Here is a 26091-nt window from a genome sequence, read left to right on the forward strand (position 1 = left end):
CTGTGGGGATGCGTTCGGGCTTGGGCGTCTTGCGGTCGCGCCGCCGCGCGGCGTTAGATTGTTCTGTATCGGCTGGCATGGAAATTCCTGAAGTGATTACAGGCTACATAGGCCCCATGGCCTTGGGTTGCCAGTACCGGGCGGCGCACAGCCGCTCTGCGCGCTGCGAATGCCGCCCCGGTTTGGGCATTTCAGTTCACTCCGACGCAGGCTCTTCGGGCAGATCGAAGACCTGTCCGGGGTAGATCAAATCAGGGTCGCGGATGTTGGCGCTGTTAGCCTCGAAGACCTTCACATAGAGCAGCGGATCGCCGTAGCGCGCGCGCGAGATCGCCCAGAGCGTATCGCCTTTTTGCACCGTCACCGCGCTGAGCGGGCCGGTCAGCCCTTCGGTAGCCGCGGCCAGCACCTCGGGAGATTCGCGTTTGAAGGGGGTCTCCACCCGGCTGGTCACATCGCCGCCGCGGGAAAGCTCATCCACGCGCAGGGTATAGACGCCCTCATCGACATTGGGCAGATCGCCCCGCCAGCGGCCCTCTTGATCGACGGGCAGGCTGATCACGGCGTTGTTGTTCAGATAGACGCGCACTTCGCGGGTGTCCGGCTGGGCACGGCCCGCCAGTTGCACATCGCCCTGATCGGAGTAACCGATGGTGTCGAGCGCCACATTGGTCATCACCTGCGGCGGCGCGGTGTCGAGCCGTTCGACCCCTTCGGCGGTGGATTTCAACACCGGAGCGGCCGCGGGCGGCTTCGCCGGTGCGGCGATGGTGTCGGGCTCCTCCGCAGGGGCGGGGGTCGTGGTCTCGGGCGCCGATGGGCTGCGGTCCGCGAGGTTCGGGGCCTCGGTCACGGCTGCGGGCGGTGTTTGCGCGAGGGTGGCGTCTCTCTCAGTAGTTCCCGTTTCTGCCAGTGGTGTAGCTTGAGATGGCGCCTCACCGTCAGCGTTTGGCGCGGCGGTCTCGCCCGCTTCGGTGCCGGTTTCCGACAACGGCGTCGCTTGAGAAGACGTGGCGCTGGTGTCTGCCCCCTGATCGGCGGGACCGTCTTGTTCCGACGGCGCGGCGTTCACGTCTTTAGCCGTACCCGTCCCCGCCATTGGTGTGGTTTGGGCCGGAGCAGTGCTGGTATCCTCGCTCTGTTCGGCGGCATCGTCTTGCTCTACCGTCGCAGCGCTCACGTCTTCAGCGCTGCCTGTTCCGGCCATCGGCGTGGCTTGGGACGGCGCGGTGTTGCTATCCGCGCTCTGCCCGGCGGCACCGTCTTGATCCAACGCCGCCGCGCTTTCGTCCTCCGCGGTGCCTGTTTCGGCCATCGGCATCGCTTGAGAGGGTTGCTCCGATGTTCTGCTCTCTACGTCAGCGGTCCCGGTATCGGAGAGCGGGGTGGCCTGAGCGGGGGCGGAGACGACCTCCTCTTCGGCGATAGCCGGGTCTTGCTCTGTCGATACGGTATCTTCGTCCGTGCCAGCCTCGTCTTGCGTCCACTCTCCTCGGTCCGCCTCGATGTCTTGCGCGTCCGCATTGTCGGTCGCAGCGCGCTCCGCCTCGGCTGTGGCCGTTCCGGCCAGAGGGGTCGCCTGCCCCGCCTGCGCAGCGGCTGGGTTTTGACCCGTCGCTGCCGCGCTCTCCTCTTCAGCGTCGTTCGTAGTTGCCGGGATCGGCTCTTCCATCGTGTTCTCAGAGGTTTCAGGCTCCGCCGCCTCGACCGGCTGTGTGGCCCCCTCCTCAAGCGATGCGACCGGGCTTTCCTCCGGCGCGATATTGGCCTCCGCCAACTGCACTGGCGCTGCGCGAGGGGTGAGAATAATCTCCTCTTCCGAAGCAAGCTCCACCGCGCCGTCCTGCCCCAAAAGCGTCAGCACATGGCCCTTGCCATCGGGCGGGATCATGGCAAGCGTCGCGAATTTCCCGGCCCCATCGGCGGTGGCGCGGGCCACCTCTTCGCCATCCTTCAACACGGCCACGGTGCTGCCGGGCGCCGCGCGGCCCGCGATCACCGTCATCCCGTCGCTTTCGCGGCGCACTTCGTCAAAGGCCGGGGCCTGCGGCGCCGCCTCGGGCTCGGTTGCCGCCTCACCCTCAGGGCCGACCGAGACACCTTTCACAGCATCCGGCACCAGCGTGGCATTCTCAGGGGTGGCATCGCGTTCGGGGAGCACGGCCACCGTCTCAGAGGCTGCCTCCTCCGGCGCGCCGCGCTTGCTGCCGATCCAAGCGCCAAGCGCCAGCACCGCCGCCGCAAAGGCGCCCGCCGCCATCGCCCCCATGCCGCCAAACCGGCCAAATCCCTTGAACATTCTCTACTTCCCCTGTGGTTGAGCCTTTTTAGCAAGCAGGCTAACAGGGGTCAAAAGCGCAGACGATCCGCGCCGAATTTTCCTAATCAACAGGACGCTTTACCATGCAACATTCTGTCTGTGTCTATTGCGGCTCCCGCCCCGGCGACGACGAAGCCTTCACCCGAGACGCCGAAACATTAGGCCGCGGTCTGGCCGAGGCCGGGTTGCGGCTGGTCTATGGCGCGGGCGATGTCGGGCTGATGGGCAGCGTCGCGCGTGCCGCCCAAACGGCGGGGGGCGACACCTTCGGCGTGATCCCCGCGCATCTCGTGGCATGGGAAGTCGGCAAGACCGATCTCACCCGCTATATCGTGACCGAGACGATGCACGAACGCAAAAAAGTGATGTTCATGAACTGTGATGCCGTGGCGGTACTGCCCGGCGGCGCGGGGTCATTGGACGAGCTTTTCGAGGTGCTGACATGGCGCCAGCTGGGCCTGCATGATAAACCCATTTTCCTTGTGAACACAAACGGTTACTGGGATCTCTTCATGTCGCTGATGAACCATGTCGTGACCCATGGGTTTGCCGATGCGACGCTGCTGGATTACGTCACCGTGGTGCCCGATGCCGATGCCGCCCTCAGCGCTCTGCGCCGTGCCTTGTCCTGACGAAAGGTGCTGACGGAATAGACCGCCAGCGCGCACCAGATCAGCACAAAGGCCTGCACATGCCAGCCCGTGAAGGGCTCGCGAAACAGGACCACGGCGCAAAAAAACTGTAAGGTCGGGTTGATATAGCTTAGCAATCCGGCCGTCGCCATCGACAATCGCCGCGCCGCGTAGCTGAACAGGATCAGCGGCGTTGCGGTGATCGGCCCGGCGAGTATCAGCAGCGCCGTATCGCGGAAGGAGGCCCCGAAGGCCCCCGCTCCATTGTCACCCGTTTGCCACAGCACGAGCACCGCAAGGGGCGACAACAGCAGCACCTCAGCGGTGACAGAGACGACCGGCCCCACCGCCAACCGCTTTTTCGCGAGCCCATAAAGCCCAAAAGACGCCGCCAGCGCCATGGCGAGCCAAGGCGCGGTCCCCAAGCCATAGGTAAGCAGCGAGACCGCGACCGTCACCAGCCCCACCGCGAAAAGCTGTACGGGGCTCAGTCGCTCCGCAAAAACCAGACGGCCCAACAGGACCGAGACCAGCGGGAAGATGTAATAGCCCAAGGCCGCCTCCGTCGCCTGCCCGCTCTGAACCGCCCAGATGAAGAGGTACCAGTTCGTCGCGATTACCAGCGCCGCGAAAGCGAGCAGCCCAAAAGCCCGCGGCCCGGCCATCGCGTCAAGGATCGCGCGCAAACGCCGCTGCACCGCCAGCACGATGACGAAGAACACCAGCGACCAGAGGGTGCGATGGGCCAGCACTTCGGCGGCGGGCACATGCGACAGCGATTTGTAGAAGATAGACGACAGCCCCCAGATACAGCAGGCCGCGATCATGGCGGCGAAACCCTTGGTGGTGTCGGTCATGGGAAATCCTTGGCGCGGTAGACTGCTTCCTTGTGAAGGCAATCAATTCCCGCGCCAAGGGAAAAGTCAGGCTTGAGCCAATTCCCCGGCCACGATCTTTTCGATCTCGTCGATGGGGTGGTTGGTCAGGGTCTTGGGGATTTCCCCCACCACCTTGCTCTGCACCTCTTTGTGGAGGTCATCGCGCAGGTCGCCCAGCACTGCCGGAGGGGCCACCAAAACGATCCGATCAAAGCGGCCCTTATGGGCCAGTTTGTAAAGGATGTCCGACAAGTCCTTGGCGAAGCGCTCTTTTTCCAGCTCATGCCAATCCGTGTCGTCAAAGGCAGAGCGGTGCCCGCTTGGACCATCGCTCATCCGACCGGGGCGGTTGGCGGCTTGCTCCCGCGCCGGTGGGTTCTCCTGCTCTTCCTTGCGCACGACTTGAAGATAGGGGTCTTCGCCATCGGTGTGGTTTTGCAGGAAAAGGGCCTTCTCGCCATCCGCGATCAGCACCCATGTGTCTTGGCTGAGTTTGGTCATGAAGGCTCTCCATGGTTGCGTTTGTCTTCGCCGGTGACGCGGGTCACGCCGTCTTCGCCCTTCTCGGCGCGGCGCATGGCGTCTTGGGTGCCAACGTCCTTCTGCAGATCACCCCCGGCGCGGCCACCTTGGTCTGGCGTCTCGGTATCGGAGAGGAATTTTTCCGTCTCCTTGCTACCGTCGTTGGATCGCTTCCGCTCGGCCATGTTGTCCTCCTTTTTTGACGTGAAGTCTCAAGAGAAAAACATCCGCGAAGGGTCTTGGGTTCCAACGAAAAAACCCCGCAGCAGGCTGCGGGGTTTTTGTCTTGTTCGGGCTGGCCGTAAGGCCGCGCCGTCATATCACATACGCGACGCGACGTTGTCCCTGTTCACCCAGCCTGCGGCGTAGCCGTGGGCGTCGGTGACTGGGAGAGCGCCACACGCATCAGGCGCGAGCGGCTCTCGCACGCGCCGCCGCTAGATCACAGGCGCGACGCGACGTTGTCCCAGTTTACAAGGTTGTCGAGGAAGTTCGACAGGTAGTCGGGGCGCGCGTTGCGGAAGTCGATGTAGTAGGAATGCTCCCACACGTCACAGCCGAGCAGCGCAGTCTGGTCGAAGCAGAGCGGGTTCACGCCGTTCTCGGTCTTGGTGACCTTCAGGCTGCCGTCCTTGTCTTTCACCAGCCATGCCCAACCGGAGCCGAACTGGCCTGCGCCCGCGGCCTTGAACTCATCCTTGAACTTGTCGACGGAGCCAAAGCTCTCGGTGATCGCCTTTTCCAGCTCACCGGGCATTTTGTTGTCTTCGGGGCTCATCATTTCCCAGAACTGGTTGTGGTTCCACAGCTGAGAGATGTTGTTGAAGATGCCGGACTGGGCCACGGCGTTCGGGTCGTAAGTGCCCTTGATGATCTCTTCGAGGGTCTTGCCCTCCCACTCGGTGCCCTCAATCGCCTTGTTGCCGTTCGTGACATAGGCGTTGTGGTGCTTGTCGTGGTGGTATTCCAGCGTTTCCTTGGACATGCCCTTGGATGCAAGCGCGTCGTGGGCATAGGGGAGATCGGGAAGTTCAAAAGCCATTTCTGGGCCTCCTCGTTTGGAAATTTCGCTGCGGCCACTTGATGGGGATCAAGCAGCAACGTCAAGGTCAACGTCTGCAAATCACATCCGTTCCGAGAGAAATAGTCAGTTTTTCTCCCGACTTACGCCGTTTGCAAATGGCCGACCGCGCTGCCGGGCTGGGCCGCGACGCAAAGCTGGTCGAACATATACCGCGCGACCGAGCGAAAGCAGATCGCCTCAAAGGCGCCATCGTCGCGCAGCCAAAAGGCGGCGGGCACCTGCCCCATCCGCGTGCGGCGGAACATGCCAGGGGTGAATTGATCCGGGGCAAGGTCGACGGGGGCGAGCTTGGCCAGCACCTCCCGCGCATGGGGGCCTTCGACACGAAACGCCGCCCGCGCGCCGGAGACATCTATGGCGGTGGTATGGGTATCCTCGAAGGCCGCATGCAGCCGCGCCAGCACCTCGGGCACCTGCGCGTGGGGGCAGAAGAGCAGCAATTCATCGGGCGACATCCAAGCTGCCCCGGCATCCCCGGCGAAGCGGCATTGCCCCCGCTCGGGGCGCTCCACCCCGGTGAGTTTCTTGGTCACCTTGCGCAGATAGGGCGCATCAAGATCGCCGCGGATCGTAATCATGCCCATGGGTGCCACTTCGGAAATCACAGCGATACCAGCGTCATAGCGGCCGTTCTTCAATGCGCTTACGGGTTCAGACATTCTGTTTCTCCCCCTTGGGATCATAAAACACCGGATCAACGATCCGCGCCTCATAGGTCTTGCCATCGGTGCCGGGGAAGGTCAGCACCTCGCCCATCCGGTCCGGTCCATGCAGGACCAAGCCCATGGCGATGCCCCGGTCCAGCGTTGGGGAGTGATAGGAGGAGGTCACCCGCCCCTGCATCACCTTCTGGCCGTTCTCATTCTCACCTTCGCCAAGCGCATAGGCCCCATCCGGCAGGGTGCTGCCATCCGTGGTCTCAAGCCCCACCAGTTTCCAGCGGGTCGGGTCCTGCATATGGCTGCGCTGTTGCGCGCGTTTGCCAAGGTAGTCGTCCTTCTTTTTCGAGATCGCCCAGTTCAGGCCAAGGTCTTGGGGGATCACCGTGCCGTCAGTCTCATCCCCGATCATGATGAAGCCCTTTTCAGCGCGCAGGATATGCAAACATTCCGTGCCATAGGGCATCACGCCCAAGTCATGCCCGGCGATCAGCAGCGCGTCCCAGAAGGCCTGCCCCTGCCCGGCCTCGACCGCGATCTCATAGCTCAACTCGCCCGAGAAAGAGATGCGGAAGACGCGGACCTTGAAACCGCCCAATTCGCCCTCGGTCCACTCCATGAAGCCAAGCGCTTCGCGGCTGAGGTCCATCCCGCCAAGTTTCTTCAGACATTTCGGCGCGTTGGGGCCGACGACAGCCACCTGCGCGTAATGTTCGGTGGCGTTGACCACATGCACTTTCCAATCCCACCACTCGGTCTGGAGCCATTCCTCCATATGGGCGTGGATGCTGTCGGCCCCGCCGGTGGTCGTGTGGCAGAGGAAGGTCTGCTCATCCAGCCGCGCCACGACGCCATCGTCGATGAGGAAACCATTCTCGTTGCACATCAGCCCGTAACGGCATTTGCCGGGTTTCAGCGTCGACATCATATTGGTGTACATCATATCGAGGAACCGCGCCGCATCCGGGCCACGCACGATCAGCTTGCCAAGGGTCGAGGCATCCAGCAGGCCGAGGTTCTGGCGCGTGTTCGTCACCTCACGCATCACCGCGTCATGGGTGCTTTCGCCGTCTCGCGCATAGGCATAGGGCCGCCGCCACTGGCCGACCGGTTCCCAGACCGCGCCATTGGCTTCGTGCCAGTCATGTAGCGGGGTGCGGCGGATCGGCTGGAAGGTATCGCCCCGCGCCGCCCCCGCAATCGCGCCCATCGAAATCGGGTGATAAGGCGGGCGGAAGGTGGTGGTGCCGACGCTGGGAATCTCTGCATCAAGCGCCCCAGCAAGCGTGGCCAGCCCGTTGATATTGCTAAGCTTCCCCTGATCCGTCGCCATGCCGAGCGTGGTATAGCGTTTGGCATGTTCGACCGAGACAAAGCCCTCCTGCGCCGCCAGCCGCACGTCCGAGACCTTCACGTCGTTCTGATAGTCCAGAAAGGTCTTCTCGCGCAGTTTGACGCTGGCGCCCTGCGGCATTTGCCAGACCGGCATCATCGGCGCTTCCTCGCGCCGGGCCGCCGTGGGCGCGGTGAGATCGCGTGGCAGTTTGAAGCCGAGCGACGTCGCCACCCCATCGGCAGCGGCATGGGCGTCATGCAGCACGTCGTCGAGGGCAAAGACCCCGGCCGCCGCCCCCGCTGGCGTCACGAAACCATGGCCGTCTGCCCCGGTGGGCGGATGGTCCTGATCTGGGCGGAAACAGGCTTTTGCATCGTCCCACGTCAGCTTGCCACCGCAGTGCGACCACAGATGCACCACCGGCGACCAGCCGCCCGACATGGCCACCGCATCGCAGGCGATCTCTTCCAACACGGCCCCTTCGCCCGCCTGCGAACAGACGGCCACACCGGTCACCCGCTTGCCCCCCTGAACCGAGGATACCGCATGGCCCATGACCACCCGAATGCCAAGCGCGCGGGCCTGTGCGACCAATTCGCTGTCCTGCGGCAGGACGCGGGCATCCAGCACGGCGGGCACATCAAGCCCCGCCTGTTTCAGCGCAATCGCCGTGAGATAGGCGTTGTCGTTATTCGTCACCACCACGGTGCGGTCACCGGGTGAAACTCCGTAATTCGCCACATAGTCGCGCATGGCCGAGGCCAGCATCACGCCCGGCACGTCATTGCCCGCAAAGCTCAGCGGCCGCTCGATCGCGCCGGTTGCGGTGATCACATGGGCCGCCCGCACGCGCCAAAGCCGATGGCGCGGACCTGCGCTCTCGGGGGCATGATCCCGCAGCCGTTCATAGCCCAGCACATAGCCGTGATCGAAAACCCCTGCCCCCATGGTCCGGTCGCGCAGGTCCACATTCTCCATGCCGCGCAAACGGTTGAGCGTTTGGGCGATCCAGTCCTCCACCGGCGCGTCGTCGACCGTGCCACCGTCAACCGGCGCCCGCCCGCCCCAATGGGCTGACTGCTCCATCACGATGACACGCGCACCGCTTAGGCCCGCGGCCAAGGCGGCCTGAAGCCCCGCGACACCGCCGCCGATGACCAGCACATCGCAGAAGGCGTGGAAGTGTTCATAGGTGTCGGCATCTGCCGCCTTGGGCGCTTTGCCCAGACCGGCGGAATGGCGGATGATCGGCTCATAGAGATGCTTCCACAGCGGACGCGGATGCATGAACATTTTGTAGTAGAAGCCCGCGGGCAGAAAGCGGCTGAGGTATTTGTTGATCGCGCCCACGTCGAACTCAAGGCTCGGCCAGTGGTTCTGGCTTTCCGCGGCCAACCCCTCGTAAAGCTCGGTCGTGGTGACGCGGGCATTGGGCTCGAAATGCCCCTCTTGGCCAAGACCGACCAGACCGTTGGGCTCTTCTGGGCCGGAGGTCACGATGCCGCGCGGGCGGTGGTATTTGAACGAACGCCCGACCAGCGCCTGATCATTGGCCAACAGCGCCGAGGCCAGCGTGTCCCCCTCATAGCCGCGCATCTGCTTGCCGTTGAAGGTAAAGCTCAGCGGTTTGCTTTTGTTCAGCAGGCGGCCGCCTGTGGCCAGTCTTGTGCTCATCGTGGAAAACCTTGGGGGCTGAGGATGGGGTGAATGCTGGGGCGAAACACGAGGTCGGGGGCTAGCTGGCGCGCTGCCACTGCCAATCGGGATGGCGTTTGCGGATCGCCTCAAGGATGTGATCGGGCGGGGCGAGGGTCTGCGCGGGATAGCTGCCAAAGACTTCGAGCGTGGCGGTATCGCGGGCCATGTGGAACCACTTGCCGCAGCCATAGACATGCCGCCAACGCTCAAGATGCACGCCCTTGGGGTTTTCGCGCATGAAGAGGTAGCGCTCGAAATCCTCTTCGGAGCCGCCGGGGCCGATGCGTTTCAAATGCGCCTCCCCGCCGCCGTGAAACTCCGTCTCTTCGGCGGTGACATGGCAGCAAGGACAGGTGAGGATCAGCATGGGCAAGCTCCTACGCGGGTAGAGAACGGCAAAACGCCGCCCCGGCGCGACTGCGCAGAGCGGCGTGAATCGTGAAAAGGCGACGCTGCGCGCGTGGCCGAGGGGGGTTTACTCGGTCGGGGTTGCGGCCTCATCGACGGCATCCGCCGTGCCTTCGGCCGCGCCCTCAATAGTCTCACCAGTGCTTTCGGCTGCACCTTCGATGTTGACGTTGACGTCATTCGCGCCATCAAGGTCACCGCCCGCGAAGAGGAAATAGGCCAGCAAAGCCACCACGACGACGACCGCGCCCACGATGAAGGCAAGGCCGCTGTTGCCGCCACGATCGGTCGTGGTCGTGGTTGTGGTGGTGTTGGTATGATCGACGTGATCCGTGCGGTTGTGATCCGGGGTTGCCATTGTTCAGCTCCGTTATATTCAATGTCTGAACGGGTAACCCCGGGCCGGGCACTGGCGTTCCCCCCCGTGCTGAGCAGCGGCGAATTGTGGCCGATCCACAACATCAATGCGCCACCCCGGCGGCCACGGATTCGTCGATAAAGCGGCCTTCGGCGAAACGCTCAAGCCCGAAGGCGTCGGTCAGGGGCGAATGCCCCTTGGCCATCAACTCCGCAAAGCCCCAGCCCGAGCCGGGGATCGCTTTGAAGCCGCCCGTGCCCCAGCCACCATTGATAAAGACCCCCTCGACCGGGGTTTTGCTGAGGATCGGAGAGCGGTCGCCCGTCACATCCACGATGCCACCCCATTGCCGCAGCATCTTGAGCCGCGAGATCATCGGGAAGGTCTCAACCAACGCGCGCACCGTCTCTTCAATATGGTGAAAGCTGCCGCGTTGGGTGTAGTTGTTATGCCCGTCCGTGCCGCCCCCGATGACCATCTCGCCCTTGTCGGACTGGCTCATATAGCCGTGCACCGTGTTGGCCATGACGACGACATCCATACAGGGCTTGACCGGCTCCGAGACCAGCGCCTGCAAGGCCACGCTTTCGATCGGCAGACGAAAGCCCGCCATATTCGCCAGCTGGCCCGAATGCCCGGCCACGACGATCCCCAGCTTGTCGCAGTCGATATCGCCGCGTGTGGTGCTGACGCCGGTCACCTTGCCGCCCGTCTGGCGCACGCCGGTGACCTCGCATTTCTGGATGATGTCCATGCCCATATCCGAGCAGGCCCGCGCATAGCCCCAAGCCACCGCATCATGCCGCGCGGTGCCGCCGCGCGCCTGCCAAAGCCCGCCCAGCACCGGGTAGCGCGGCCCGTCGATGTTGATGATCGGCACCAGTTGTTTGACCCGGTCCGGCCCGATGAATTCGGTCTGTACGCCTTGGAGAGCATTGGCATGGGCCGTGCGTTTGTAGCCGCGCACCTCATGTTCGGTCTGCGCCAGCATGATGACACCACGGGGGCTGAACATGACGTTGTAGTTCAGGTCTTGGCTCATCGTCTCATACAGACTGCGCGCCTTTTCGTAGATCGCAGCCGAGGGGTCTTGCAGGTAGTTCGAGCGGATGATCGTCGTGTTGCGCCCGGTGTTGCCGCCGCCAAGCCAACCCTTTTCCAGCACCGCGACATTGGTGATGCCGAAGTTCTTGCCCAGATAATAGGCCGTCGCCAGCCCATGCCCGCCCGCGCCCACGATGATCACGTCATAGCGCTTTTTCGGCTGCGCATCCCGCCATGCGCGGGTCCAGCCCGTATGATGGCGCATCGCCTCTCGGGCCACTGCGAAAACGGAGTATTTCTTCATCACGTCACTTCCCGGCAAGGATTCGGGCCGCGCGGGCGGCTGTGCTCAGTTCTGAGCCTAGGAGCAGATAAGCGAAATGACCACCACGGCATTTGGACGCGGTTTTGCGACATGCAGCGCGATTGGTGAAAAATGCCGCAGGGCAGGCGGCATTTGCGGTCTTTTGTCGGCGGCGGTCAAAGGTTAGGTAGAAGCCATGATATTCTGGTTTCTCTCTGGCGCGATGGCGCTTGTCGTGGGCGGTCTTTTGGCGCGGGCCGCTTGGCGCGGCGCGGATACGCCCCTGCCCGCTCAGGCGGACTATGATCTGAAGGTCTACCGCGACCAGTTGGATGAGGTTGAGCGCGACGTGGCACGCGGGGTTGTCCCCGAGGCCGACGCCGCCCGCATCCGGACCGAGATTTCGCGCCGGATCCTCGCGGCCGATGCCGCCCGCGATGGTGGCCCGCACACCGCCGCGCGCCCCGCGCCCTTGGTGCTGATCGCCGGGGTCGTGGCTTTGGGCGCCGGGTCTTTGGCGCTTTATTGGCATCTGGGGCAGCCCGGCTATGGCGATCTGGCCCTCGCTGACCGCATCGCCTTTGCCGAGGATATGCGCCGCAACCGGCCCAGCCAGCAAAGCGCGGTGGAGAGCCTGCCCCCCAGCCCTGCCACCGAAGGGCTGAGCGCCGATTACCTCGCCTTGATGCAACAGCTGCGCGCCACGGTCAAAGACCGGCCCGAAGACCTGCAAGGGCAAACCCTTCTGGCGCAGAACGAAGCCCGGATCGGAAATTTCCCCGCCGCCGCCGAGGCGCAGGCCAATGTGCTGCGCCTCAAAGGCGCCGACCGCACCGCCAAGGATATCGCGGATTATGCCGAACTCTTGGTGCTGGCAGCGGGCGGCTATGTCTCGCCCGAGGCGGAAACCGCCCTGCGCGAGGTGTTGAACCGCGATGAGCAGGATGGCCGGGCGCGCTATTACCTCGGCCTAATGATGGTGCAGACCGGACGGCCCGATGTGGGCTTTCGCATATGGGATGCGCTGCTGCGGCGCGGGCCTGTCGATGCCCCCTGGATCGAGCCGATCCGCGCGCAGATCGCTCAGGTCGCCGCACTTGCCGGGGTGAATTACGAGATGCCGCAGATTGGCACTGGCGCCCCCGCGCGCGGCCCTTCGGCCGAAGACATCGAAGCCGCCTCGGAGATGAGCGCGGATGACCGGATGGAGATGATCGGCGGCATGGTCGCGGGGCTGTCGGACCGTCTGGCCAGCGAAGGCGGCCCACCGCAGGACTGGGCGCGGCTGATCACGTCGCTGGGGGTCTTGGGCGATACCGATCAGGCCCGGGCGGTCTATGATAACGCGCTTGAGGTCTTCTCGGGCGACAATGCGGCGCTGGACATGATCCGCAGCGCCGGGGAACGCGCAGGGGTGGCAGGATGATTTACGACGAAACCGCAGATTTCATCGCCGCCCTGCCCCCGATGCAGGCGCTGATCGGGCTGGACTTGGGTGAGAAAACCATCGGCGTGGCCGTGAGCGATAGTTTCCAATCCGTCGCCACCCCGCTGGAAACCGTGCGGCGCAAGAAGTTCGGCGTCGATGCCGCACGGCTGACCGAGATCATCGCGGAACGCCGCATCGGCGGGCTGGTTCTGGGGCTGCCGCGCAATATGGATGGCACCGAGGGGCCGCGCTGCCAGTCGACCCGCGCCTTCGCGCGCAACTTCGACCGGCTCAGCCCGCTGCCGATCACCTATTGGGACGAGCGCCTGTCGACCGTGGCCGCCGAACGCGCGCTTCTTGAGGCCGACACCACCCGCAAACGCCGGGCAGAGGTCATCGACCATGTGGCGGCGGGCTATATCCTTCAGGGGCTTCTGGACCGTTTGCAGGTGATGCGCCGTGACTAAGAAGGTCTGGCAACGTGATGAGGTCGAAAGCCCCTGCATCAACATCTGCGTGGTGCATCCCGAAAGCCGTCTTTGCACCGGCTGTCTGCGGTCGATCGACGAGATTGGCCGCTGGTCCGCGATGAGCGCCGAGGAACGCCTCGCCATCATGGCGGAACTGCCCTCACGCGAAAGCGCCCATGCGAAACGGCGCGGGGGCCGCGCGGCGCGGCTGGCCCGGCGGCGCGACTAAGGCGGGCTCAGGCGCCGCGGCGCTGGACGATCTGGTTCAGGAAAATAAGAGCCGCTTCGCCATTGGTCGCGTCCTGATGCCCCATCGGGGCCGCGTTGTAGTTGGCGGCAGGCGCAGAGGCACGGGCGAAGGTCAGGCAGGTCTCACGGGTGAACATCCCATCGAAACGAAACGCCCGACGACCCCGGCGCGCAGGTCTCCAATAGGCGAGGTCGCTGCCCTGCCCTTTGAGGATGATCGCTTTGGTCCCGCTTCGGCGCATCTCGTCACGTCCCTTGGTTCGGATGATTCCGCGTTTATTATGCCATTTAGCCCGCAATTTGTGTCGAGATTGCGGCAATTAAGTGAACATTGTCCGAAATTGGGCAGAAAGAGCCGCATTTCGGCAGGAGTAAGGTCAAAACCGGGTCGCCTCAGCCCCAAAGCGCTTTTCTGAGCATGTTCAGCGCCACCAGTACGAGGAAGACGGCAAAGACCCGCCGCAGCGGTTTGGGGCCCATCGCATGGGCCAGCCGCACGCCCCAAGGCGCGGTGATCAGCGTCATCACCACGACGATCCCAAAGGCTGCGAGGTTGACCGCGCCGAGCGTCAGCGGCGGGCGGTTCTGGCCGATGTCGACAAACAGAAAGGCAATCACCGAAGGCACGGCGATCAAGAGGCCAAAGCCCGCCGCCGTGGCCACGGCCTTGTGAATGGGCCGCCCGTGCAATGTCATCAGCGGCACGCCAAAGCTGCCGCCACCGATCCCCATGAGCACCGACAAAAAGCCCACCATCGGCGACAGGAGCGCGCGTTTAAGGCCGCGGGGCATGGTCTCCCCCAAGCGCCACTCGCTGCGCCCGAAGCCAAGGTAGAGACCCACGCAAAGCGCCAACCCGCCAAAGATCACCTGTAGCGTCTGGGTCCGCAGTTGCGACACCAGCAGCACGCCCAGAATGGCCCCCAGCATAATCCCCGGTGCCCAAGTGCGCAAAATCTCCCAATCCACCGCGCCCTTCTTGTTGTGCGCATGAACCGAACGGGCCGAAGTGACGATGATCGTCGCCAGAGAGGTCGCAAGGCAAATCTGCATCAACTGCGGCCCGCCGTAGCCCAGCGATTGCAGCACATAAAAGAACGCCGGGACCAAGACGATACCCCCGCCGACGCCCAAAAGCCCTGCCAAAATCCCGGCAAAACCGCCGATCAGGGCGAGCAGCACCAGCATCGGCAATAGATCGTTCAATTCTGGCATGGGCCCCTCCCCGGCTGTCTTTGGCTCTATCAAGCCGTTTCGCGCGGGGGGTTCAAGGCGATAACGGCGGGCTTGCACTTTGCCCGGGGGCAGTTAGGTTGCGCGCGATTGTGGGCCCCAAGCGCACCGACCGTTTGCCGCCTGCCCCATATGGCCCCGGCCATTCCATCCGAAAGGACATCTCGTGCTACGTTCAGCGCTCATTCTCGGGTTGCTGGGGCTGGTCGGCCCCTTCGCCATTGATATGTATCTGCCCGCCATGCCTGCCATCGCCGCCAGCTATGGCGCCTCTGAGACGGCGGTTCAGGCGACGATCACCGCCTATTTCATCGCCTTTGGGCTGGGGCAGCTTTTCTACGGCCCTTGGGCCGATCAGGCGGGGCGCAAACTGCCGATCATGGTCGGGCTCGCGCTGTTTCTGGTCGCCTCTTTCGGGGCGGCCTTCGCCCCGTCGATGGCGGCGCTGACCGGTTGGCGCGCCCTGCAAGGGCTGGGCGGCGCGGTGCTGATGGTGGTGCCCCGCGCGATCATCCGCGATCAATATACCGGGACGCAGGCGACGCGCTTGATGGCGATGTTGATGCTGGTGATCTCGATCTCGCCCATGCTGGCCCCGCTGGCGGGCAGCGCGGTTCTGGCCTTGGCCGATTGGCGCGCAATATTCATCGCCCTTGGCGTTCTGGCGGTTGCCGCGCTGGCCCTCACCGCCACCGCCCAGCCCGAGACCTTGCCCGCAGAGCGCCGCGTTCGGATCAACCCGCGCAGCCTCTGGCGCGGGGCGAAAGTGCTACTGAGCGATCCGATCTTCATGGGGCTGACCTTTATCGGCGGCTTCGCCATGGGGTCTTTCTTTGTCTTCATCGCCTTCGCGCCCTTCGTCTATACCGGGCAATACGGGCTGGCGCCGACGGGGTTCTCGCTGGCCTTCGCAGCCAATGCGATTGGCTTCTTCTCGGCCTCGCAATTGGCGGGTTGGCTCGGTGAACGCTGGGGCATGCGCAGCCTCGTCCGGCGTGGGGTCGCGGGCTTCGTGCTCTTTTCCGCCGCGATCTTTGTCACCGCGTTGGTTACCGAGCCGGGGCTCTATCTGGTGATGGCGGGTCTGTTCTGCGCCAATGCTTGCCTTGGCGTGGTGGTGCCGACGGTGATGGTCGTGGCACTGGATGACCATGGCGATATCGCGGGGCTGGCCTCGTCCTTGGGCGGCACCTTGCAGATGGTGGCCGGGGGCCTTTCCATCGCGCTGGCCGGGCCGTTTTTCGACGGCAGCGTCACGCCCATGCTGGGGGCCATCGCGGCCTGCGGTTTGGTGGCGGCCCTGCTCACACTGGCGCTGCTGCGGCCCCGCCCTGTGGCTGAACCCAGCGTCTGACCCTACCCCGCCGCGGCCATGTCCTGTGCCGCGGCGACCTCGGCTAAGGCCGTTTCGACCAGTTCTGGACCCGCGCCGGGCTTATGCGCCCCTTCGGAGAGGATACGCCGCCACTGCCGCGCACCGGGCCGCCCGGCGAAAAGCCCCAGCATATGACGGGTGATCTGCCCCAGCCGCCCGCCGCTTGCCAAATGGGCCTCGATATAGGGCAACATCCCCTGCACCGCCGCCTCCGCACTGCTGTCACTGCCCTGCCCATAGATGCGCCGATCTGCCGTGGCGAGGATATCCGCAGGCGCGTGATAGGCGCTGCGCCCCACCATGACGCCATCGAGCCCCGCATCGAGAAAGGCTTCGGCCTGATCAAGCGAGGTGATCCCGCCATTGACCGAGATATGCAGGTTCGGGAACAGCCCTTTCATTCGATGGACGAGGTCATAATCCAGTGGCGGAATATCGCGGTTTTCCTTGGGGCTTAGCCCCTGCAACCACGCCTTGCGCGCATGGATGGTCACCCGGGTGCAGCCCGCCGCCACGATCCGGGACAGGAACTCGGGGAGGATCTCTTCGGGGTTCTGATCGTCCACCCCGATGCGGCATTTCACCGTCACCTCGACATCGCAAGCCGCGCGCATCGCGTCGACGCAATCGGCCACCAGCCCCGGCTGCTGCATCAAGACGGCCCCGAATGCGCCCGATTGCACCCTGTCAGAGGGGCAGCCGCAATTAAGGTTGATCTCATCATAGCCCGCCGCGGCCCCCAACCGCGCCGCCTGCGCCAGCTCCTGCGGGTCCGACCCGCCCAATTGCAATGCAACGGGATGTTCTGCAGGGTCGTGATCCAGCAGATGCAACGCGCCACCGCGCACCAAGGCGGGGGCGGTCACCATCTCGGTGTAAAGCAGGGTCTCGCGGCTGAGCAGACGGTGGAGGTAGCGGCAGTGGCGGTCGGTCCAATCCATCATGGGTGCAACGCTCAGCCGTGCTGCTCTTTCAACATTATTTTTCAATAGCTTAACCTCATCTCCGAATGAGCTTGATGTAGCACGCTTGGCGTGGATTTCCGGGGGTTTCCCCCGGTTTTCCGGGGTTTTCGATTCAGGATTGCTACCGTGTAGCACATCTGAACTGCCAGAACACCGCCACTTACTCCGCCCGTGTTCACCCCGCGCGCCGCCTCCCTTGCTTCTCTGTCTGAACCAGGGAAGTCGGGAATCAAACCAAGGAGAATTTTTTCGCGGACGCGCCGACTTGCATTGTAGCGTTGTTAAAATTATCAATTTCGCGCAAAGCAAAAACAGATTTTTAATTACTACTTTCAGACCATTAGGCTCCGCCTATGTGTGGATCGGGCCTTACCGCGGCAGCGTTTCAGAACGTATAATTCGGAGCGTATTCTCCATGAGCAAGCTTACTCGAACCGCCCATGTCGAGCTTGGGTCGCGCGTAAAAGAGGCCCTCAAGGATGTCGGGCTCGGGGTGGCATTTATCGGCTTCGCGCTCTTGGGGGCTTTTCAGGTCCGCCGCAAGGTTCAAAAGACACATTCCCAATCGCTCTAACTTCTCAAAAGGATATTCCCATGAAACGGGCACTTCTGACGGCTTTGGCCATGATGACCTCTTCTGCCGCAATGGCCGGCTCTTACTGCGAACTGGACGGGTCGGAGATGTTCAGCTGCACCTTTAACGGTGGCGCAAAGGCCGTTGAGGTTTGCGATGCCTTCTGGATGGACGGCGATATGGCCTCTTATGGCTTTTTCCAAACCAGCGGTGAACTCGAGAAGGAAATCATCGTCGACAAGGCCTCCCTGCTTTACAACGAGGGCACGGGCATGGGCACGATGATGAGCGAGTCGGTCACCTTCCAAACCGAAGACGGCTATGGCTACGAGGTATACTGGTGGGCCGAACGGGGCGACGCCGAGGTCGGCGGTGGCCTCACCGTTTATCAGGACGGCAACGAGATTGCCGACCTGTCCTGCGATGCGGGGTCTGTTCAGCAAAGCCTTGGTGAGTTCATCATGATGATCGACAATGCGCAGGTCTCCCCATGAGACCTTGGGCTGCGGCCCTGATCGCGGCGAGCCTCGGCTCTGCCGCACAGGCGCAGGGGGTGTGTTCGGGCGAGGTGGTGTTTCAATGCGCCACCAACGCGCCCGAGGCGGAGCGGGAGCAGATTACTGTTTGTCAGTCTGATGCGCGGTTTGAAATGGTGCGGCACCACTTGGCCTCCGGTGAGCTGCGCTATGACGTTCCTCTGACCGCCGATGGGGCGCTGACCCACTACACTTTTGGCTGGCTCGACGAGGAAACGCTCAAGGTCGAACTGGGCTTTTGGGACGAACCCTACGCCATGCCGCGCATTCTTCATATGGCGGTGCCGTGGAACGAAGAGGAAGACGAACAGCGGCTTGATCTTCCTGCCGAAGCCTGGTTGCAAACCGCTGATTGGCAGATGCCGATTGAACAGGAACTGTGCCTGCCGCAAACCGTCTACGCCGACCTCGCCACGATGGAGCTCGGGTTTGTGGATCGCGGGCCTGTGGGCTTGTTTTTCTCGGGTGATGAAATCGTGCCGACCCCAGAGACAGTCGGTCGCGTGCAGACCGATACAACGGTACCTGTCTACCAGTGGAGCAGCCCCAATGCCGCAACACCCGTGTGGTGGCAGCTATATAACGGTGACGAAGTTGAGGTGCTGGCCGTGCATGGCGCTTTTCGCGCGGTGGCGATCCCGATCGCCGTTAGCGAATGCGTAATCCGTCCTGAAGACATGGGGCATCCCTACAACGGCCCCTGTGCCACGGGCTGGGTGGATCAGCAGTACCTACAGATGCTTCAGTAACGGATCGCCGAAGCTTAAATCTACGACACAGACATAACACATGGCACTTTCAATTTTGAGCGCAGTGGGGGGAAGATGCGGAAAACTATGACAATTGCAGCTGTGCTGGCTGCGAGCCAAGCCGCTGCGTTTTGCGACGAAGGCATTCTGGAAACCGATGTGCTTTGTGTGACCGAAGATGCAGAAGAAATTAAACTCTGCCGCACGGTCCACCCGATGACCGAGATGGAGATTTTGACTCTTAACGTTGATCCGGCGATCTCTAAGGGACCACACAGCGAGGTGGCACGGGATATTCCCTTTGCGATGACACTCGGGACAGGTGGCTACCCTTGGGACAGTTATGGTCTGACTTTCTTCGACGAGAGCGGACACGCCGTGCTCAACCTGCGCCGTGCGATTGATGCCGTGGATAACAGTCACGTTGAAATCTCGCTCGACCTGTTCGGACGCGGGTCCGAACCGCAGCGCACTTTAACCTGTATGGTGCCCGCCCTGCGCGCTGAAATTGACGCTCTGCTGACGACACGCGGCGTTGCGCCAAATGGCGCGCGCACCGGCCCTTCCGCAGACAGCCGCCCCTTCTACATCCCGCGCCAACGACTGCCTGGAGATACGCCTTATGGCGGCTATGCTTGCCGCGAAGTCGGTCTGGTCGAAAGTAAGGAAGGCTCTGACGCGGGTCAAATTGCGCTTTACACCGCCGCCTTTGAGGACGCCGCGATCATGGGGTATCTCAGCCCCTACGACGCCACGGGAGCCTTCGAATGCTGGAATGAAAACGGTTTCAGCGGCATCGTCTGGCCCGATAGGGACAAGCGCGGCGATGACCTTCCGTGGTCCATGCTCGATTTCGACGCACGTCTTGTCGCCTGCGGCCTGAACGAGGCTAGCTGGCCACCGAATGTTGCCTATGACGGAAAATGCTCCAGTGCATGGGTGACGTCCGGTTCGGTTGCTGGTTTTGGCGGCTGACGCAGCTTCAACTTTATGGTTCCACCTGCCGATCATGCACTTTGGCACCGCATTGCGCACCTGCAGCGAAAGTCGGCAAACCGCCCTTGGTGTAGATTAGGAGCCGCCGTTCGCTGCGAAACGAAGGGTCTTTTTGAATTGAAGATTGCTTGCCCCTTCCAAGTTGTCGAAAGGCTTTTCGATCTCAATAATGCAGTGATGGCCATTAGGAATAGTTAGACCGATCCGAGATAATAACCGATGGCCTCTGCCAGTTCAGTTTCCTCGTATCTGAAATGAGATCGCACGACCTCCTCCAACTTTCTGAAGGCGGTGGCGGCATGAAGGAAATTCGCATCGTTCGGATCTTCCGTCAATACGTCCGCCGCGCGGTCGAGGCGGAGGATCAACTCATGCACCACCGCGTGCTCCGCCTTCAATTTGGCGACGACCTCACGGAACTTGCCTTTACCCGCCGCCTCGATCCGAGGGAACATGTCGGTGCTCTCGATGTCGTGGTGGAACTTCAGAATTTGGCATTCGCGTCCGCAAAGCGAACCGAAGGCGCGGAAATTCTCTGCCATATCGAGCGAAAGCACGATCCGCTTGAGGTCATCGGGCGGGCTGTCCCCCGCTTCGATCCGCGCCAGAACCGCTCCGATTTGGGCCATCTCCATCAGATAGTGCCGATGAATGGCCGCCAGCTGTCGCCCCTGAGCACGGTGCCTATCCGTCGCCTCCGGCACCGGCGGCGCTGTCGGGCGGGCAGCCTCGTCGAGGCTGAGTTGATCCAGTGGCTGATTAGAAAATTCGGTCATGATAGACATGCAAGTCCTTGTTCGTGAACGTCGACCGCCGGTGCAGGAGGCAACGTCATGGGTAGAAGACGCCTCCCTGCGCCCGTTTGATCTTGGGCTTGCCCTCCGGCGCCGGGATGAAATCGGCCTCGTCCCCCGGCACCGTCGAGAACTTACCCTGCCGCCATTCCTCGCGCGCCTCTTCGATGCGCTCGCGGCGCGAGGAGACGAAATTCCACCAGATGTAGCGCGGCCCCTCCATCGGCGCGCCGCCGAAGAGCATGAAGCGCGCATGGGCGCCGGTGCCGTCATCGACGCCCGTTACGGTGACCTCGTCCCCGGGGCGGAGGACCAGTAGCTGCCCCGGCGCGAAGGTATCCCCAGCCACGTCGATCCCGCCGTGGATGGTATAGAGGGCGCGTTCCTCGGTATTCGCCACGATCGGTGCCTTCGCCCCCGGCGCAAGGGTCACGTCGACGTAAAGCGTGTCCGAGGCCGTCTTGAGCGGTGAGGCGACGCCGAAGGCTGATCCGGCGATCAGCCGGGCGGTCAGTCCCTCGACCTCAACCGTGGGCAGGTCGGTCTTGCCGTAGTGCAGGAAGGCGGGGTCGCTTTCCTCCTCCGCCTCGGGCAGCGCCATCCATGTTTGCAGGCCGAACAAGCGCTGGCCGGTCTTGCGGCGCTCGGGCGCGGTGCGCTCGGAATGGACTATTCCCCTGCCCGCCTTCATCCAGTTTACCGCGCCGGGTTCGATCGCCAGATCGGTGCCGAGGCTGTCGCGGTGATGGACCTGTCCCTCAAAGAGATAGGTCAGCGTAGCGAGGTTGATATGCGGATGCGGGCGCACGTCGATGCCCTGATCGGTCAGGAATTCCGCCGGCCCCATCTGGTCGAAGAAGATGAACGGGCCGACCATCTGGCGCTTGTCCGAAGGCAGCGCGCGGCGGACTTCCATTTCGCCGATATCGACGGCGCGCGGGACGATCAACGTCTCCACCGCATCGACGCTCTTCGCGTCCCCGGGGATTGGGTCGGGACAGGGGCTCCAGCTCATGACGTGTCTCCTTTCAGCTTTTTCGTTGCAGGACGTCCTGCCATTCGGGGTGACGGTCGATCTGTGCCTTGGCGAAGAGGCAAAGCGGCACGATCTTGCGGTCCTCGGCGCGGGCGTCCTCTACGCCGCGGCGTACCATCGCTTCGCCGACGCCGCGGCCCCGCAGGGCCTCCGGCACGCCGGTATGGTCGATGATGATCGCGCGGGCGCCGAGGCGGGAGTAGGTCATCTCGGCCTCGTAGCCGTCGACCACCGCCAGGTAGCGGCCCTTGCTGTCGCCCTCTTCGCGGGTAATCTCGATCTCGCTGTCCATGGGTGCTCTCCTTACATTTCGGTGTTCAGCTGCCTGCGCAGCCAGTCGGCCTCTTCGGCGACGATACCATGTCCGGCGCCGGGCAGGATCAGCGTCTCGACCTTGGCCCCCATGTTCTGCAGCACATCGGCGCTCTTCTGCACCCGCGCCAGCGGAATATGCGGATCGCGTTCGTGACAACCGAGCAGCACCGGCACATCGGCCAGCCGGCCCGCATAGTCGAAGGTCTTGGCCGGACGGTCGTAGAGGTCGGCCCGCGGAACGCCGCCCGCCTCGCCCGTGCCGACCAGCCCCCCGGAGAGCGCGGCCACAGCGCGGAACGGACAGGCCAGCCGCGCCGCCGCCTCCAACGCCAGACAAGCCCCCTGCGAAAAGCCGATCAGCGCCACGCGTGTTGGATCGAAACCCTGCTCAGACAGGTCATCCAGCAGCGAGGAGATGACGCTCAGCCCGCTGCCGAGCCCCGGCTCATTGGCCGTGAGCGGCGCCAGGAAACTGTCCGGCCACCAAGACTGCCCGGCCGCCTGCGGGGCCAGCACGGCGAGATCCTGCAGGGCAAAGTGTTTGGCCAGACCGAACATATCCTCCGGCGCGCCGCCGCGGCCGTGGATCATCACCAGAGCCAGCCGTGCGCGTTCCACCGGAGCACCAGCGCTGACCAGCCTTTGTCCCGCGTGCGGACCGGTGCCGCGCGTCACCGCCCCGAGGCCGCTCACGACGGGACCCGGATCTGCGGCAGCACCTGCTCGATCTGAGCGCGGTGAGGCTCAAATTTCTCGGGCAGTTTCAGCGCCTCGCCCAGGTGGGCTGGGTCTTCGTCAACGGCGAATCCCGGTGGATCAGTGGCGATCTCGAAGAGCACCCCGCCGGGTGTGCGGAAGTAGATCGCGTCGAAATACTGCCGGTCGATGACCGGGGTGACCTGCTGGCCGGCGGCAGAGAGCCGCGCCCGCCATGCCAGCTGCTCTTCCTCGTTGCGCGCACGGAAGGCGACATGGTGGATAGTGCCTGCGCCTGAGCGCCCGATTGAACGAACGTCCGAGGTCATTAGGTCCACGGCCGAACCACGCTCGGGTTCGGTCGAGCGGTAGCGAATACGGGTCTCCGTCCCGCCGGTGCCGCCCGTGGCGGCGGCCTCCTCGCCCTCGCGCACGTAGCCCATTGCCTCAAGCACAGCGGCGGTGGCCGCGACCTCTTCAAGCCAAAGGGTCACGCTGTGAAACCCCTCGTCCCGCGCGCCGCCTTCGATCACCTCGACCCGCAGCCCGTCGGGGTCACGCAGCGCGATGGCGCGTTCGCCGAAGCGATCGAAAGGTCCTTCGAAGTCGATGGTGGCCTCCGCCAGTTCCCCCATGCGCCGGTCCAAGTCGGGGATCGCATAGGCCACCGCCGACGTCATGCCGGGCCCCGCGCGCCCCGGGCCTGCATCTACGAATGGAAAGAATGTCATGATCGACCCGGGCGCCGCGTCCTTATCCCCGTAGTAAAGGTGATAGGTGCCGGGATCGTCGAAGTTCACGGTGCGTTTGACCAGCCGCTGCCCGAGGGTGCGCACCCAGAAGTCAAGGTTGTCCTGCGGCGGGCCGGAGATAGCGGTGACGTGGTGCAGGCCGGGGATGGCTCGGGAAGTGCCTTGGGACATGGTGCTCTCCTTTCGATGCCAGCGGCGCGAAGCGCTTCCGGCTTATTGTGTCGGTCGGTTGGGAACTTATGTAAGGCGAGAGTTACCAAGTGAAAGTCGTTACCAAATGGAAACCACCCAGAAAAAGGCACCCGGCCCCGGGGACCGGGACGCAGTTGATATCCCCTGCGCGGCGGACACGCTGCTGCGCAAGCTCTGGGGACAATGGAAAACCCATGTGATCTACGTGTTAGGCGATCAGCGTGCCTGCCGCTTCGGTGTGTTGCGACGCCAGATCACCGGCATCTCTCCCAAGGTGCTGACCACCCGCCTGCGGGAGTTGGAAGCCGATGGGCTGGTTTGGCGCGAACAGGAGAATACCATTCCGCCCAAGGTGACCTATGGGCTGACTGAAACAGGCCTTGCCGTGCATGCAGTGCTGAAGAGTCTTGAAAGGATTAAAGTCTAAGTGCGTAAAAAAACCGGAGTAAATCGGGTCAATCAATCTATCAAAACCCTTAGCAACGGGAATCGCAGCAACTTTTGAGTTGGCACTTATTGGTGCTTTCGGCCCAAACCGGCCCTTGCCGATGTAGTCAAGCGATGTGTTGCAGCTTCACCAGACCGGCCATTCGTCTATGGTGCAGCACTTTCTGATGGTCGGGGGCGGGCGTGATCGAACGAGCCCATCGGACATCCGCATAGCGTCGAGCTTGGCCGATCCCGACCCGCGCCGTAGACTGCCGCGCATGGGATATGTGACGTCGCTCTTTGCTCGCAAGATTGTCGCCGCGGCAGGCGATGGCATCGACGCCAGCGAGATGCTGTCCTCGGTCGGGATTGACCCGGAGAGCCCCTGGGACACCGAGCAGATGATCCCGGCCGAACGCTACTACGACATGCTTGAGCGCATGGCCGCGCAGATCGATGTCACCGATCTGCCCATGCGCGCCAGCGCGTCCATGCGGCTCGACGAATACGGCGCGCTGTGGCTCGCCTTCAAGGCGGCGACAACACTCGGCGCATCCTACGCGCGGATCGAGCGCTATGCCCGGCTCTGGACCAGCGTAGTCGAGTATGAACTGCGCCAGGCGCAGGGCGGCACGCTCTTCATCCTGCACCGGGCGGGCGACAGACGCCTTGGGATGCGGCTGTCGAACGAAGCAACTCTTGCGAGCGCCGTGTCGATCGCCCGGCAGGTCAGCCCGGAGCCGGTCTTGGCCAAGATAGTGCTGGTGCGACATGGCGCGCCGCACTCCGTCGCCGCGCACGAGAATCGGTTCGGCTGCCCGGTCCGGTTCGGCGCGGAACTCGACGCGATCCTCTACGCAAACGAAACGCTGGATCGGTCGAACGTCCTCGGTGACGAGGGGATCTCGCGCTATCCCATTTCGCATCTCGATGTGAAGCTATCCCGGATTTCGAACGCGCCCGATCTGGTGAGCCGCTCGAAAGATGCCATCGCCCAGGCGCTGAGCGAGGGCACACCGAAGATAGCCGAGATCGCGCGGGGTCTTGGCTTTTCCGCGCGCTCCTTCCAGCGCCGCCTCTCCGAGCACGGGATGAGCTACCACGCCCTGACCGAGGAGACGCGCCGCGATCCGGCCGAAGGGCTCCTACGGGACGAGCGCCATTCGCTGGCAGAGATCGCCTTTCTGACGGGCTTTTCCGAGCAGAGCGCCTTCACCCGCGCCTTCAAGCGCTGGATGGGGACGACGCCGGCGAGCTACCGCAAGGATCGCCTTCTACCCTGAGCCGCTCTTGGCGCTGCTGCTCTTCGGGCTGACGGCGCTGCCCCAGGCCCAGCCCGTATGACGAGAAGTGAAAGACAACATGGCCGATCCACCGACCCTGCGCCTGCTCTGCGGCTGGATCGCCTCAGGCAAGTCCACGCTGGCGACTGAGCTTGGTCACGGTCCAAGGACGGTGGTGATCCGCGAGGAAGACTGGCTCCAGGCGCTCTACGGTGCGGAGTTGACGTCGATGCGCAACTACATGCGCAGGGCCGGCCAGTTTCGCGAGGTCGTCGGGCCGCATGTCACGGACCTGCTGACAGCGGGTGTCTCAGTGGTCCTCGACTTCCAGGCGAACACCGTCGAGGCGCGAGGTTGGCTGCGCGGCCTCCTCATGGGGACGAATGCCGCGCATGTGCTTCACCTGCTCGATGTGCCGGAAGAGGTCTGCCTCGCGCGGCTCAGGGCGCGGAACAAGGAGGGCCTGCATCCCTTCGCTGTGACCGAGGACCAGTTCCGGCAGGTCTCGCGCCATTTCGTGCCACCAGCGCCGGAAGAGGGTTTCGTGATCGAGGTCCATCCGGCCCCGGCCCGGTAAGCGTCCGGGGCCAGTGCCCCAAGGGTCAGGCGGCGAGCCGCTTGCCGAGCGTTTCCTGGCGGACCCGCAGGAGCGCTACGCTGACGGCCACGAACCAGGCGATGGCGCCAAGACCGAAGACGGCGCCGATAATATCGCCAAGCGGCGGCAGGATGGTCAATGAGCGTTCAAAACTGACCCTGGTTCAGCGTTTGATTT

At 63.5% G+C, this 26091-nt stretch carries 31 protein-coding genes; 12 read left to right on the forward strand and 19 right to left on the reverse strand.

Features of this window, described 5'->3' with window-relative positions; translation table 11 throughout:
- Nucleotides 1–196 precede the first annotated feature (196 nt).
- Nucleotides 197–2299, reverse strand: coding sequence for a LysM peptidoglycan-binding domain-containing protein (locus ACGYKA_RS04050; RefSeq protein ID WP_394438001.1), 2103 nt, complete (start codon nt 2297–2299; stop codon nt 197–199).
- A gap of 104 nt (nt 2300–2403) precedes the next feature.
- On the opposite strand from ACGYKA_RS04050, the gene ACGYKA_RS04055 reads away from it, so the two are divergent.
- Complete coding sequence (locus ACGYKA_RS04055) at nt 2404–2952, forward strand: TIGR00730 family Rossman fold protein (protein WP_394413367.1); 549 nt, start codon at nt 2404–2406, stop codon at nt 2950–2952.
- On the opposite strand, the gene rarD is transcribed toward ACGYKA_RS04055, so the two are convergent.
- The 9 genes from rarD to ACGYKA_RS04100 form a co-directional block, all read right to left on the reverse strand.
- Nucleotides 2889–3809: an EamA family transporter RarD gene (gene rarD / locus ACGYKA_RS04060; RefSeq protein ID WP_394413370.1), complete on the reverse strand. Its 921-nt coding sequence runs from the start codon at nt 3807–3809 to the stop codon at nt 2889–2891. The genes ACGYKA_RS04055 and rarD overlap by 64 nt on opposite strands.
- Nucleotides 3810–3875: 66 nt before the next feature.
- The gene (locus tag ACGYKA_RS04065; RefSeq protein ID WP_209218648.1) at nt 3876–4331 is read right to left on the reverse strand and encodes a host attachment family protein; all 456 of its coding nucleotides are present in this window, start codon (nt 4329–4331) and stop codon (nt 3876–3878) included.
- Nucleotides 4328–4537 carry a hypothetical protein gene (locus ACGYKA_RS04070; RefSeq protein WP_067266439.1) on the reverse strand — a complete coding sequence of 70 codons (210 nt, stop codon included), beginning with the start codon at nt 4535–4537 and terminating at the stop codon, nt 4328–4330. The genes ACGYKA_RS04065 and ACGYKA_RS04070 overlap by 4 nt, the downstream gene beginning before the upstream one ends.
- Nucleotides 4538–4794: 257 nt before the next feature.
- The gene (locus tag ACGYKA_RS04075) at nt 4795–5394 is read right to left on the reverse strand and encodes a superoxide dismutase (RefSeq protein WP_067266441.1); all 600 of its coding nucleotides are present in this window, start codon (nt 5392–5394) and stop codon (nt 4795–4797) included.
- Nucleotides 5395–5516: 122 nt separating this feature from the next.
- A complete protein-coding gene (locus tag ACGYKA_RS04080; RefSeq protein ID WP_394413373.1) occupies nt 5517–6095 on the reverse strand; it encodes a sarcosine oxidase subunit gamma in 579 nt (192 codons plus the stop codon).
- Nucleotides 6088–9105 carry a sarcosine oxidase subunit alpha family protein gene (locus tag ACGYKA_RS04085; protein ID WP_394413376.1) on the reverse strand — a complete coding sequence of 1006 codons (3018 nt, stop codon included), beginning with the start codon at nt 9103–9105 and terminating at the stop codon, nt 6088–6090. Before ACGYKA_RS04085 ends, ACGYKA_RS04080 begins: the two co-directional genes overlap by 8 nt.
- A 61-nt stretch (nt 9106–9166) precedes the next feature.
- A complete protein-coding gene (locus tag ACGYKA_RS04090; RefSeq protein WP_209218644.1) occupies nt 9167–9496 on the reverse strand; it encodes a sarcosine oxidase subunit delta in 330 nt (109 codons plus the stop codon).
- A 108-nt stretch (nt 9497–9604) separates the two neighbouring features.
- Entirely contained in the window at nt 9605–9895 is a 291-nt protein-coding gene (locus ACGYKA_RS04095; protein WP_209218643.1) for a hypothetical protein, read from the reverse strand.
- A 103-nt stretch (nt 9896–9998) separates the two neighbouring features.
- Nucleotides 9999–11243 carry a sarcosine oxidase subunit beta family protein gene (locus ACGYKA_RS04100; protein ID WP_322329468.1) on the reverse strand — a complete coding sequence of 415 codons (1245 nt, stop codon included), beginning with the start codon at nt 11241–11243 and terminating at the stop codon, nt 9999–10001.
- Between the two features lie 196 nt (nt 11244–11439).
- Between ACGYKA_RS04100 and ccmI the strand changes: the two genes are divergently transcribed.
- From ccmI to ACGYKA_RS04115, 3 genes are read left to right on the forward strand one after another with little or no spacing between them, the layout of a single operon-like run.
- Nucleotides 11440–12669 (forward strand): c-type cytochrome biogenesis protein CcmI, encoded by a 1230-nt coding sequence (ccmI, locus tag ACGYKA_RS04105; RefSeq protein ID WP_394413379.1) that lies wholly within the window; start codon nt 11440–11442, stop codon nt 12667–12669.
- Nucleotides 12666–13139 carry a Holliday junction resolvase RuvX gene (ruvX, locus tag ACGYKA_RS04110; RefSeq protein WP_067264722.1) on the forward strand — a complete coding sequence of 158 codons (474 nt, stop codon included), beginning with the start codon at nt 12666–12668 and terminating at the stop codon, nt 13137–13139. Before ccmI ends, ruvX begins: the two co-directional genes overlap by 4 nt.
- A complete protein-coding gene (locus ACGYKA_RS04115) occupies nt 13132–13371 on the forward strand; it encodes a DUF1289 domain-containing protein (RefSeq protein ID WP_394413381.1) in 240 nt (79 codons plus the stop codon). The genes ruvX and ACGYKA_RS04115 overlap by 8 nt, the downstream gene beginning before the upstream one ends.
- 7 nt (nt 13372–13378) lie before the next feature.
- On the opposite strand, the gene ACGYKA_RS04120 is transcribed toward ACGYKA_RS04115, so the two are convergent.
- Both ACGYKA_RS04120 and ACGYKA_RS04125 read right to left on the reverse strand, forming a co-directional pair.
- Nucleotides 13379–13633, reverse strand: coding sequence for a hypothetical protein (locus ACGYKA_RS04120; protein WP_394413384.1), 255 nt, complete (start codon nt 13631–13633; stop codon nt 13379–13381).
- A 151-nt stretch (nt 13634–13784) separates the two neighbouring features.
- Nucleotides 13785–14606, reverse strand: coding sequence for a sulfite exporter TauE/SafE family protein (locus tag ACGYKA_RS04125; protein WP_394413387.1), 822 nt, complete (start codon nt 14604–14606; stop codon nt 13785–13787).
- A gap of 184 nt (nt 14607–14790) precedes the next feature.
- Between ACGYKA_RS04125 and ACGYKA_RS04130 the strand changes: the two genes are divergently transcribed.
- Nucleotides 14791–15978, forward strand: a complete 1188-nt coding sequence (locus ACGYKA_RS04130; protein ID WP_394413390.1) for a multidrug effflux MFS transporter — start codon at nt 14791–14793, stop codon at nt 15976–15978.
- A gap of 2 nt (nt 15979–15980) precedes the next feature.
- Here ACGYKA_RS04130 and dusA read toward each other — a convergent pair whose 3' ends face one another.
- Nucleotides 15981–16988 (reverse strand): tRNA dihydrouridine(20/20a) synthase DusA, encoded by a 1008-nt coding sequence (gene dusA / locus ACGYKA_RS04135; protein WP_394413393.1) that lies wholly within the window; start codon nt 16986–16988, stop codon nt 15981–15983.
- A 391-nt stretch (nt 16989–17379) separates the two neighbouring features.
- On the opposite strand from dusA, the gene ACGYKA_RS04140 reads away from it, so the two are divergent.
- The 4 genes from ACGYKA_RS04140 (at nt 17380) to ACGYKA_RS04155 (ending at nt 19798) form a co-directional block, all read left to right on the forward strand.
- Nucleotides 17380–17538 (forward strand): hypothetical protein, encoded by a 159-nt coding sequence (locus tag ACGYKA_RS04140; RefSeq protein ID WP_394413396.1) that lies wholly within the window; start codon nt 17380–17382, stop codon nt 17536–17538.
- Between the two features lie 20 nt (nt 17539–17558).
- Nucleotides 17559–18032, forward strand: coding sequence for a hypothetical protein (locus ACGYKA_RS04145; RefSeq protein WP_394413398.1), 474 nt, complete (start codon nt 17559–17561; stop codon nt 18030–18032).
- Nucleotides 18029–18823, forward strand: coding sequence for a hypothetical protein (locus ACGYKA_RS04150; protein ID WP_394413401.1), 795 nt, complete (start codon nt 18029–18031; stop codon nt 18821–18823). Before ACGYKA_RS04145 ends, ACGYKA_RS04150 begins: the two co-directional genes overlap by 4 nt.
- A gap of 87 nt (nt 18824–18910) precedes the next feature.
- Nucleotides 18911–19798: a hypothetical protein gene (locus ACGYKA_RS04155; RefSeq protein WP_394413404.1), complete on the forward strand. Its 888-nt coding sequence runs from the start codon at nt 18911–18913 to the stop codon at nt 19796–19798.
- Between the two features lie 215 nt (nt 19799–20013).
- Here the strand turns inward: ACGYKA_RS04155 and ACGYKA_RS04160 are convergent, their stop codons facing one another.
- Genes ACGYKA_RS04160 through ACGYKA_RS04180 form a run of 5 tightly spaced genes read right to left on the reverse strand, consistent with a single transcriptional unit; the run spans nt 20014 to nt 23583 of the window.
- A complete protein-coding gene (locus ACGYKA_RS04160; protein WP_394413406.1) occupies nt 20014–20595 on the reverse strand; it encodes a hemerythrin domain-containing protein in 582 nt (193 codons plus the stop codon).
- 55 nt (nt 20596–20650) lie between these two features.
- On the reverse strand, nt 20651–21628 hold the full coding sequence (locus ACGYKA_RS04165; RefSeq protein ID WP_394408045.1) for a pirin family protein: 978 nt from the start codon (nt 21626–21628) through the stop codon (nt 20651–20653).
- Nucleotides 21629–21641: 13 nt separating this feature from the next.
- Nucleotides 21642–21941 (reverse strand): GNAT family N-acetyltransferase, encoded by a 300-nt coding sequence (locus tag ACGYKA_RS04170; RefSeq protein WP_394413409.1) that lies wholly within the window; start codon nt 21939–21941, stop codon nt 21642–21644.
- A gap of 11 nt (nt 21942–21952) precedes the next feature.
- Nucleotides 21953–22657 carry an alpha/beta hydrolase gene (locus tag ACGYKA_RS04175; RefSeq protein WP_394408051.1) on the reverse strand — a complete coding sequence of 235 codons (705 nt, stop codon included), beginning with the start codon at nt 22655–22657 and terminating at the stop codon, nt 21953–21955.
- A complete protein-coding gene (locus ACGYKA_RS04180) occupies nt 22654–23583 on the reverse strand; it encodes a ring-cleaving dioxygenase (RefSeq protein ID WP_394413412.1) in 930 nt (309 codons plus the stop codon). The genes ACGYKA_RS04175 and ACGYKA_RS04180 overlap by 4 nt, the downstream gene beginning before the upstream one ends.
- 106 nt (nt 23584–23689) lie before the next feature.
- Here ACGYKA_RS04180 and ACGYKA_RS04185 point away from each other — a divergent pair, with 106 nt between their 5' ends.
- The 3 genes from ACGYKA_RS04185 (at nt 23690) to ACGYKA_RS04195 (ending at nt 25893) form a co-directional block, all read left to right on the forward strand.
- Nucleotides 23690–24031, forward strand: coding sequence for a winged helix-turn-helix transcriptional regulator (locus ACGYKA_RS04185; protein WP_394408057.1), 342 nt, complete (start codon nt 23690–23692; stop codon nt 24029–24031).
- A 244-nt stretch (nt 24032–24275) separates the two neighbouring features.
- Nucleotides 24276–25316: an AraC family transcriptional regulator gene (locus tag ACGYKA_RS04190; RefSeq protein ID WP_394413415.1), complete on the forward strand. Its 1041-nt coding sequence runs from the start codon at nt 24276–24278 to the stop codon at nt 25314–25316.
- A 79-nt stretch (nt 25317–25395) separates the two neighbouring features.
- Nucleotides 25396–25893, forward strand: a complete 498-nt coding sequence (locus ACGYKA_RS04195) for an AAA family ATPase (RefSeq protein WP_394413418.1) — start codon at nt 25396–25398, stop codon at nt 25891–25893.
- 25 nt (nt 25894–25918) lie between these two features.
- Here ACGYKA_RS04195 and ACGYKA_RS04200 read toward each other — a convergent pair whose 3' ends face one another.
- Entirely contained in the window at nt 25919–26053 is a 135-nt protein-coding gene (locus tag ACGYKA_RS04200) for a hypothetical protein (protein WP_394413421.1), read from the reverse strand.
- Nucleotides 26054–26091 lie beyond the last annotated feature (38 nt).

Origin of the sequence: Sulfitobacter sp. 1A15106 (genome assembly GCF_043556995.1) — a bacterium.
Taxonomy (GTDB): Bacteria; Pseudomonadota; Alphaproteobacteria; order Rhodobacterales; family Rhodobacteraceae; genus Sulfitobacter; species Sulfitobacter faviae.

What these genes read in the sequence shown, in the direction of transcription:
- ACGYKA_RS04050 (WP_394438001.1), bottom strand. Translation starts at nt 2,299, where the DNA reads ATGTTCAAGGGATTTGGCCGGTTTGGCGGCATGGGGGCGATGGCGGCG.
- ACGYKA_RS04055 (WP_394413367.1), top strand. Translation starts at nt 2,404, where the DNA reads ATGCAACATTCTGTCTGTGTCTATTGCGGCTCCCGCCCCGGCGACGAC.
- rarD (WP_394413370.1), bottom strand. Translation starts at nt 3,809, where the DNA reads ATGACCGACACCACCAAGGGTTTCGCCGCCATGATCGCGGCCTGCTGT.
- ACGYKA_RS04065 (WP_209218648.1), bottom strand. Translation starts at nt 4,331, where the DNA reads ATGACCAAACTCAGCCAAGACACATGGGTGCTGATCGCGGATGGCGAG.
- ACGYKA_RS04070 (WP_067266439.1), bottom strand. Translation starts at nt 4,537, where the DNA reads ATGGCCGAGCGGAAGCGATCCAACGACGGTAGCAAGGAGACGGAAAAA.
- ACGYKA_RS04075 (WP_067266441.1), bottom strand. Translation starts at nt 5,394, where the DNA reads ATGGCTTTTGAACTTCCCGATCTCCCCTATGCCCACGACGCGCTTGCA.
- ACGYKA_RS04080 (WP_394413373.1), bottom strand. Translation starts at nt 6,095, where the DNA reads ATGTCTGAACCCGTAAGCGCATTGAAGAACGGCCGCTATGACGCTGGT.
- ACGYKA_RS04085 (WP_394413376.1), bottom strand. Translation starts at nt 9,105, where the DNA reads ATGAGCACAAGACTGGCCACAGGCGGCCGCCTGCTGAACAAAAGCAAA.
- ACGYKA_RS04090 (WP_209218644.1), bottom strand. Translation starts at nt 9,496, where the DNA reads ATGCTGATCCTCACCTGTCCTTGCTGCCATGTCACCGCCGAAGAGACG.
- ACGYKA_RS04095 (WP_209218643.1), bottom strand. Translation starts at nt 9,895, where the DNA reads ATGGCAACCCCGGATCACAACCGCACGGATCACGTCGATCATACCAAC.
- ACGYKA_RS04100 (WP_322329468.1), bottom strand. Translation starts at nt 11,243, where the DNA reads ATGAAGAAATACTCCGTTTTCGCAGTGGCCCGAGAGGCGATGCGCCAT.
- ccmI (WP_394413379.1), top strand. Translation starts at nt 11,440, where the DNA reads ATGATATTCTGGTTTCTCTCTGGCGCGATGGCGCTTGTCGTGGGCGGT.
- ruvX (WP_067264722.1), top strand. Translation starts at nt 12,666, where the DNA reads ATGATTTACGACGAAACCGCAGATTTCATCGCCGCCCTGCCCCCGATG.
- ACGYKA_RS04120 (WP_394413384.1), bottom strand. Translation starts at nt 13,633, where the DNA reads ATGCGCCGAAGCGGGACCAAAGCGATCATCCTCAAAGGGCAGGGCAGC.
- ACGYKA_RS04125 (WP_394413387.1), bottom strand. Translation starts at nt 14,606, where the DNA reads ATGCCAGAATTGAACGATCTATTGCCGATGCTGGTGCTGCTCGCCCTG.
- ACGYKA_RS04140 (WP_394413396.1), top strand. Translation starts at nt 17,380, where the DNA reads ATGAGCAAGCTTACTCGAACCGCCCATGTCGAGCTTGGGTCGCGCGTA.
- ACGYKA_RS04145 (WP_394413398.1), top strand. Translation starts at nt 17,559, where the DNA reads ATGAAACGGGCACTTCTGACGGCTTTGGCCATGATGACCTCTTCTGCC.
- ACGYKA_RS04150 (WP_394413401.1), top strand. Translation starts at nt 18,029, where the DNA reads ATGAGACCTTGGGCTGCGGCCCTGATCGCGGCGAGCCTCGGCTCTGCC.
- ACGYKA_RS04155 (WP_394413404.1), top strand. Translation starts at nt 18,911, where the DNA reads ATGACAATTGCAGCTGTGCTGGCTGCGAGCCAAGCCGCTGCGTTTTGC.
- ACGYKA_RS04160 (WP_394413406.1), bottom strand. Translation starts at nt 20,595, where the DNA reads ATGACCGAATTTTCTAATCAGCCACTGGATCAACTCAGCCTCGACGAG.
- ACGYKA_RS04165 (WP_394408045.1), bottom strand. Translation starts at nt 21,628, where the DNA reads ATGAGCTGGAGCCCCTGTCCCGACCCAATCCCCGGGGACGCGAAGAGC.
- ACGYKA_RS04170 (WP_394413409.1), bottom strand. Translation starts at nt 21,941, where the DNA reads ATGGACAGCGAGATCGAGATTACCCGCGAAGAGGGCGACAGCAAGGGC.
- ACGYKA_RS04180 (WP_394413412.1), bottom strand. Translation starts at nt 23,583, where the DNA reads ATGTCCCAAGGCACTTCCCGAGCCATCCCCGGCCTGCACCACGTCACC.
- ACGYKA_RS04185 (WP_394408057.1), top strand. Translation starts at nt 23,690, where the DNA reads ATGGAAACCACCCAGAAAAAGGCACCCGGCCCCGGGGACCGGGACGCA.
- ACGYKA_RS04195 (WP_394413418.1), top strand. Translation starts at nt 25,396, where the DNA reads ATGGCCGATCCACCGACCCTGCGCCTGCTCTGCGGCTGGATCGCCTCA.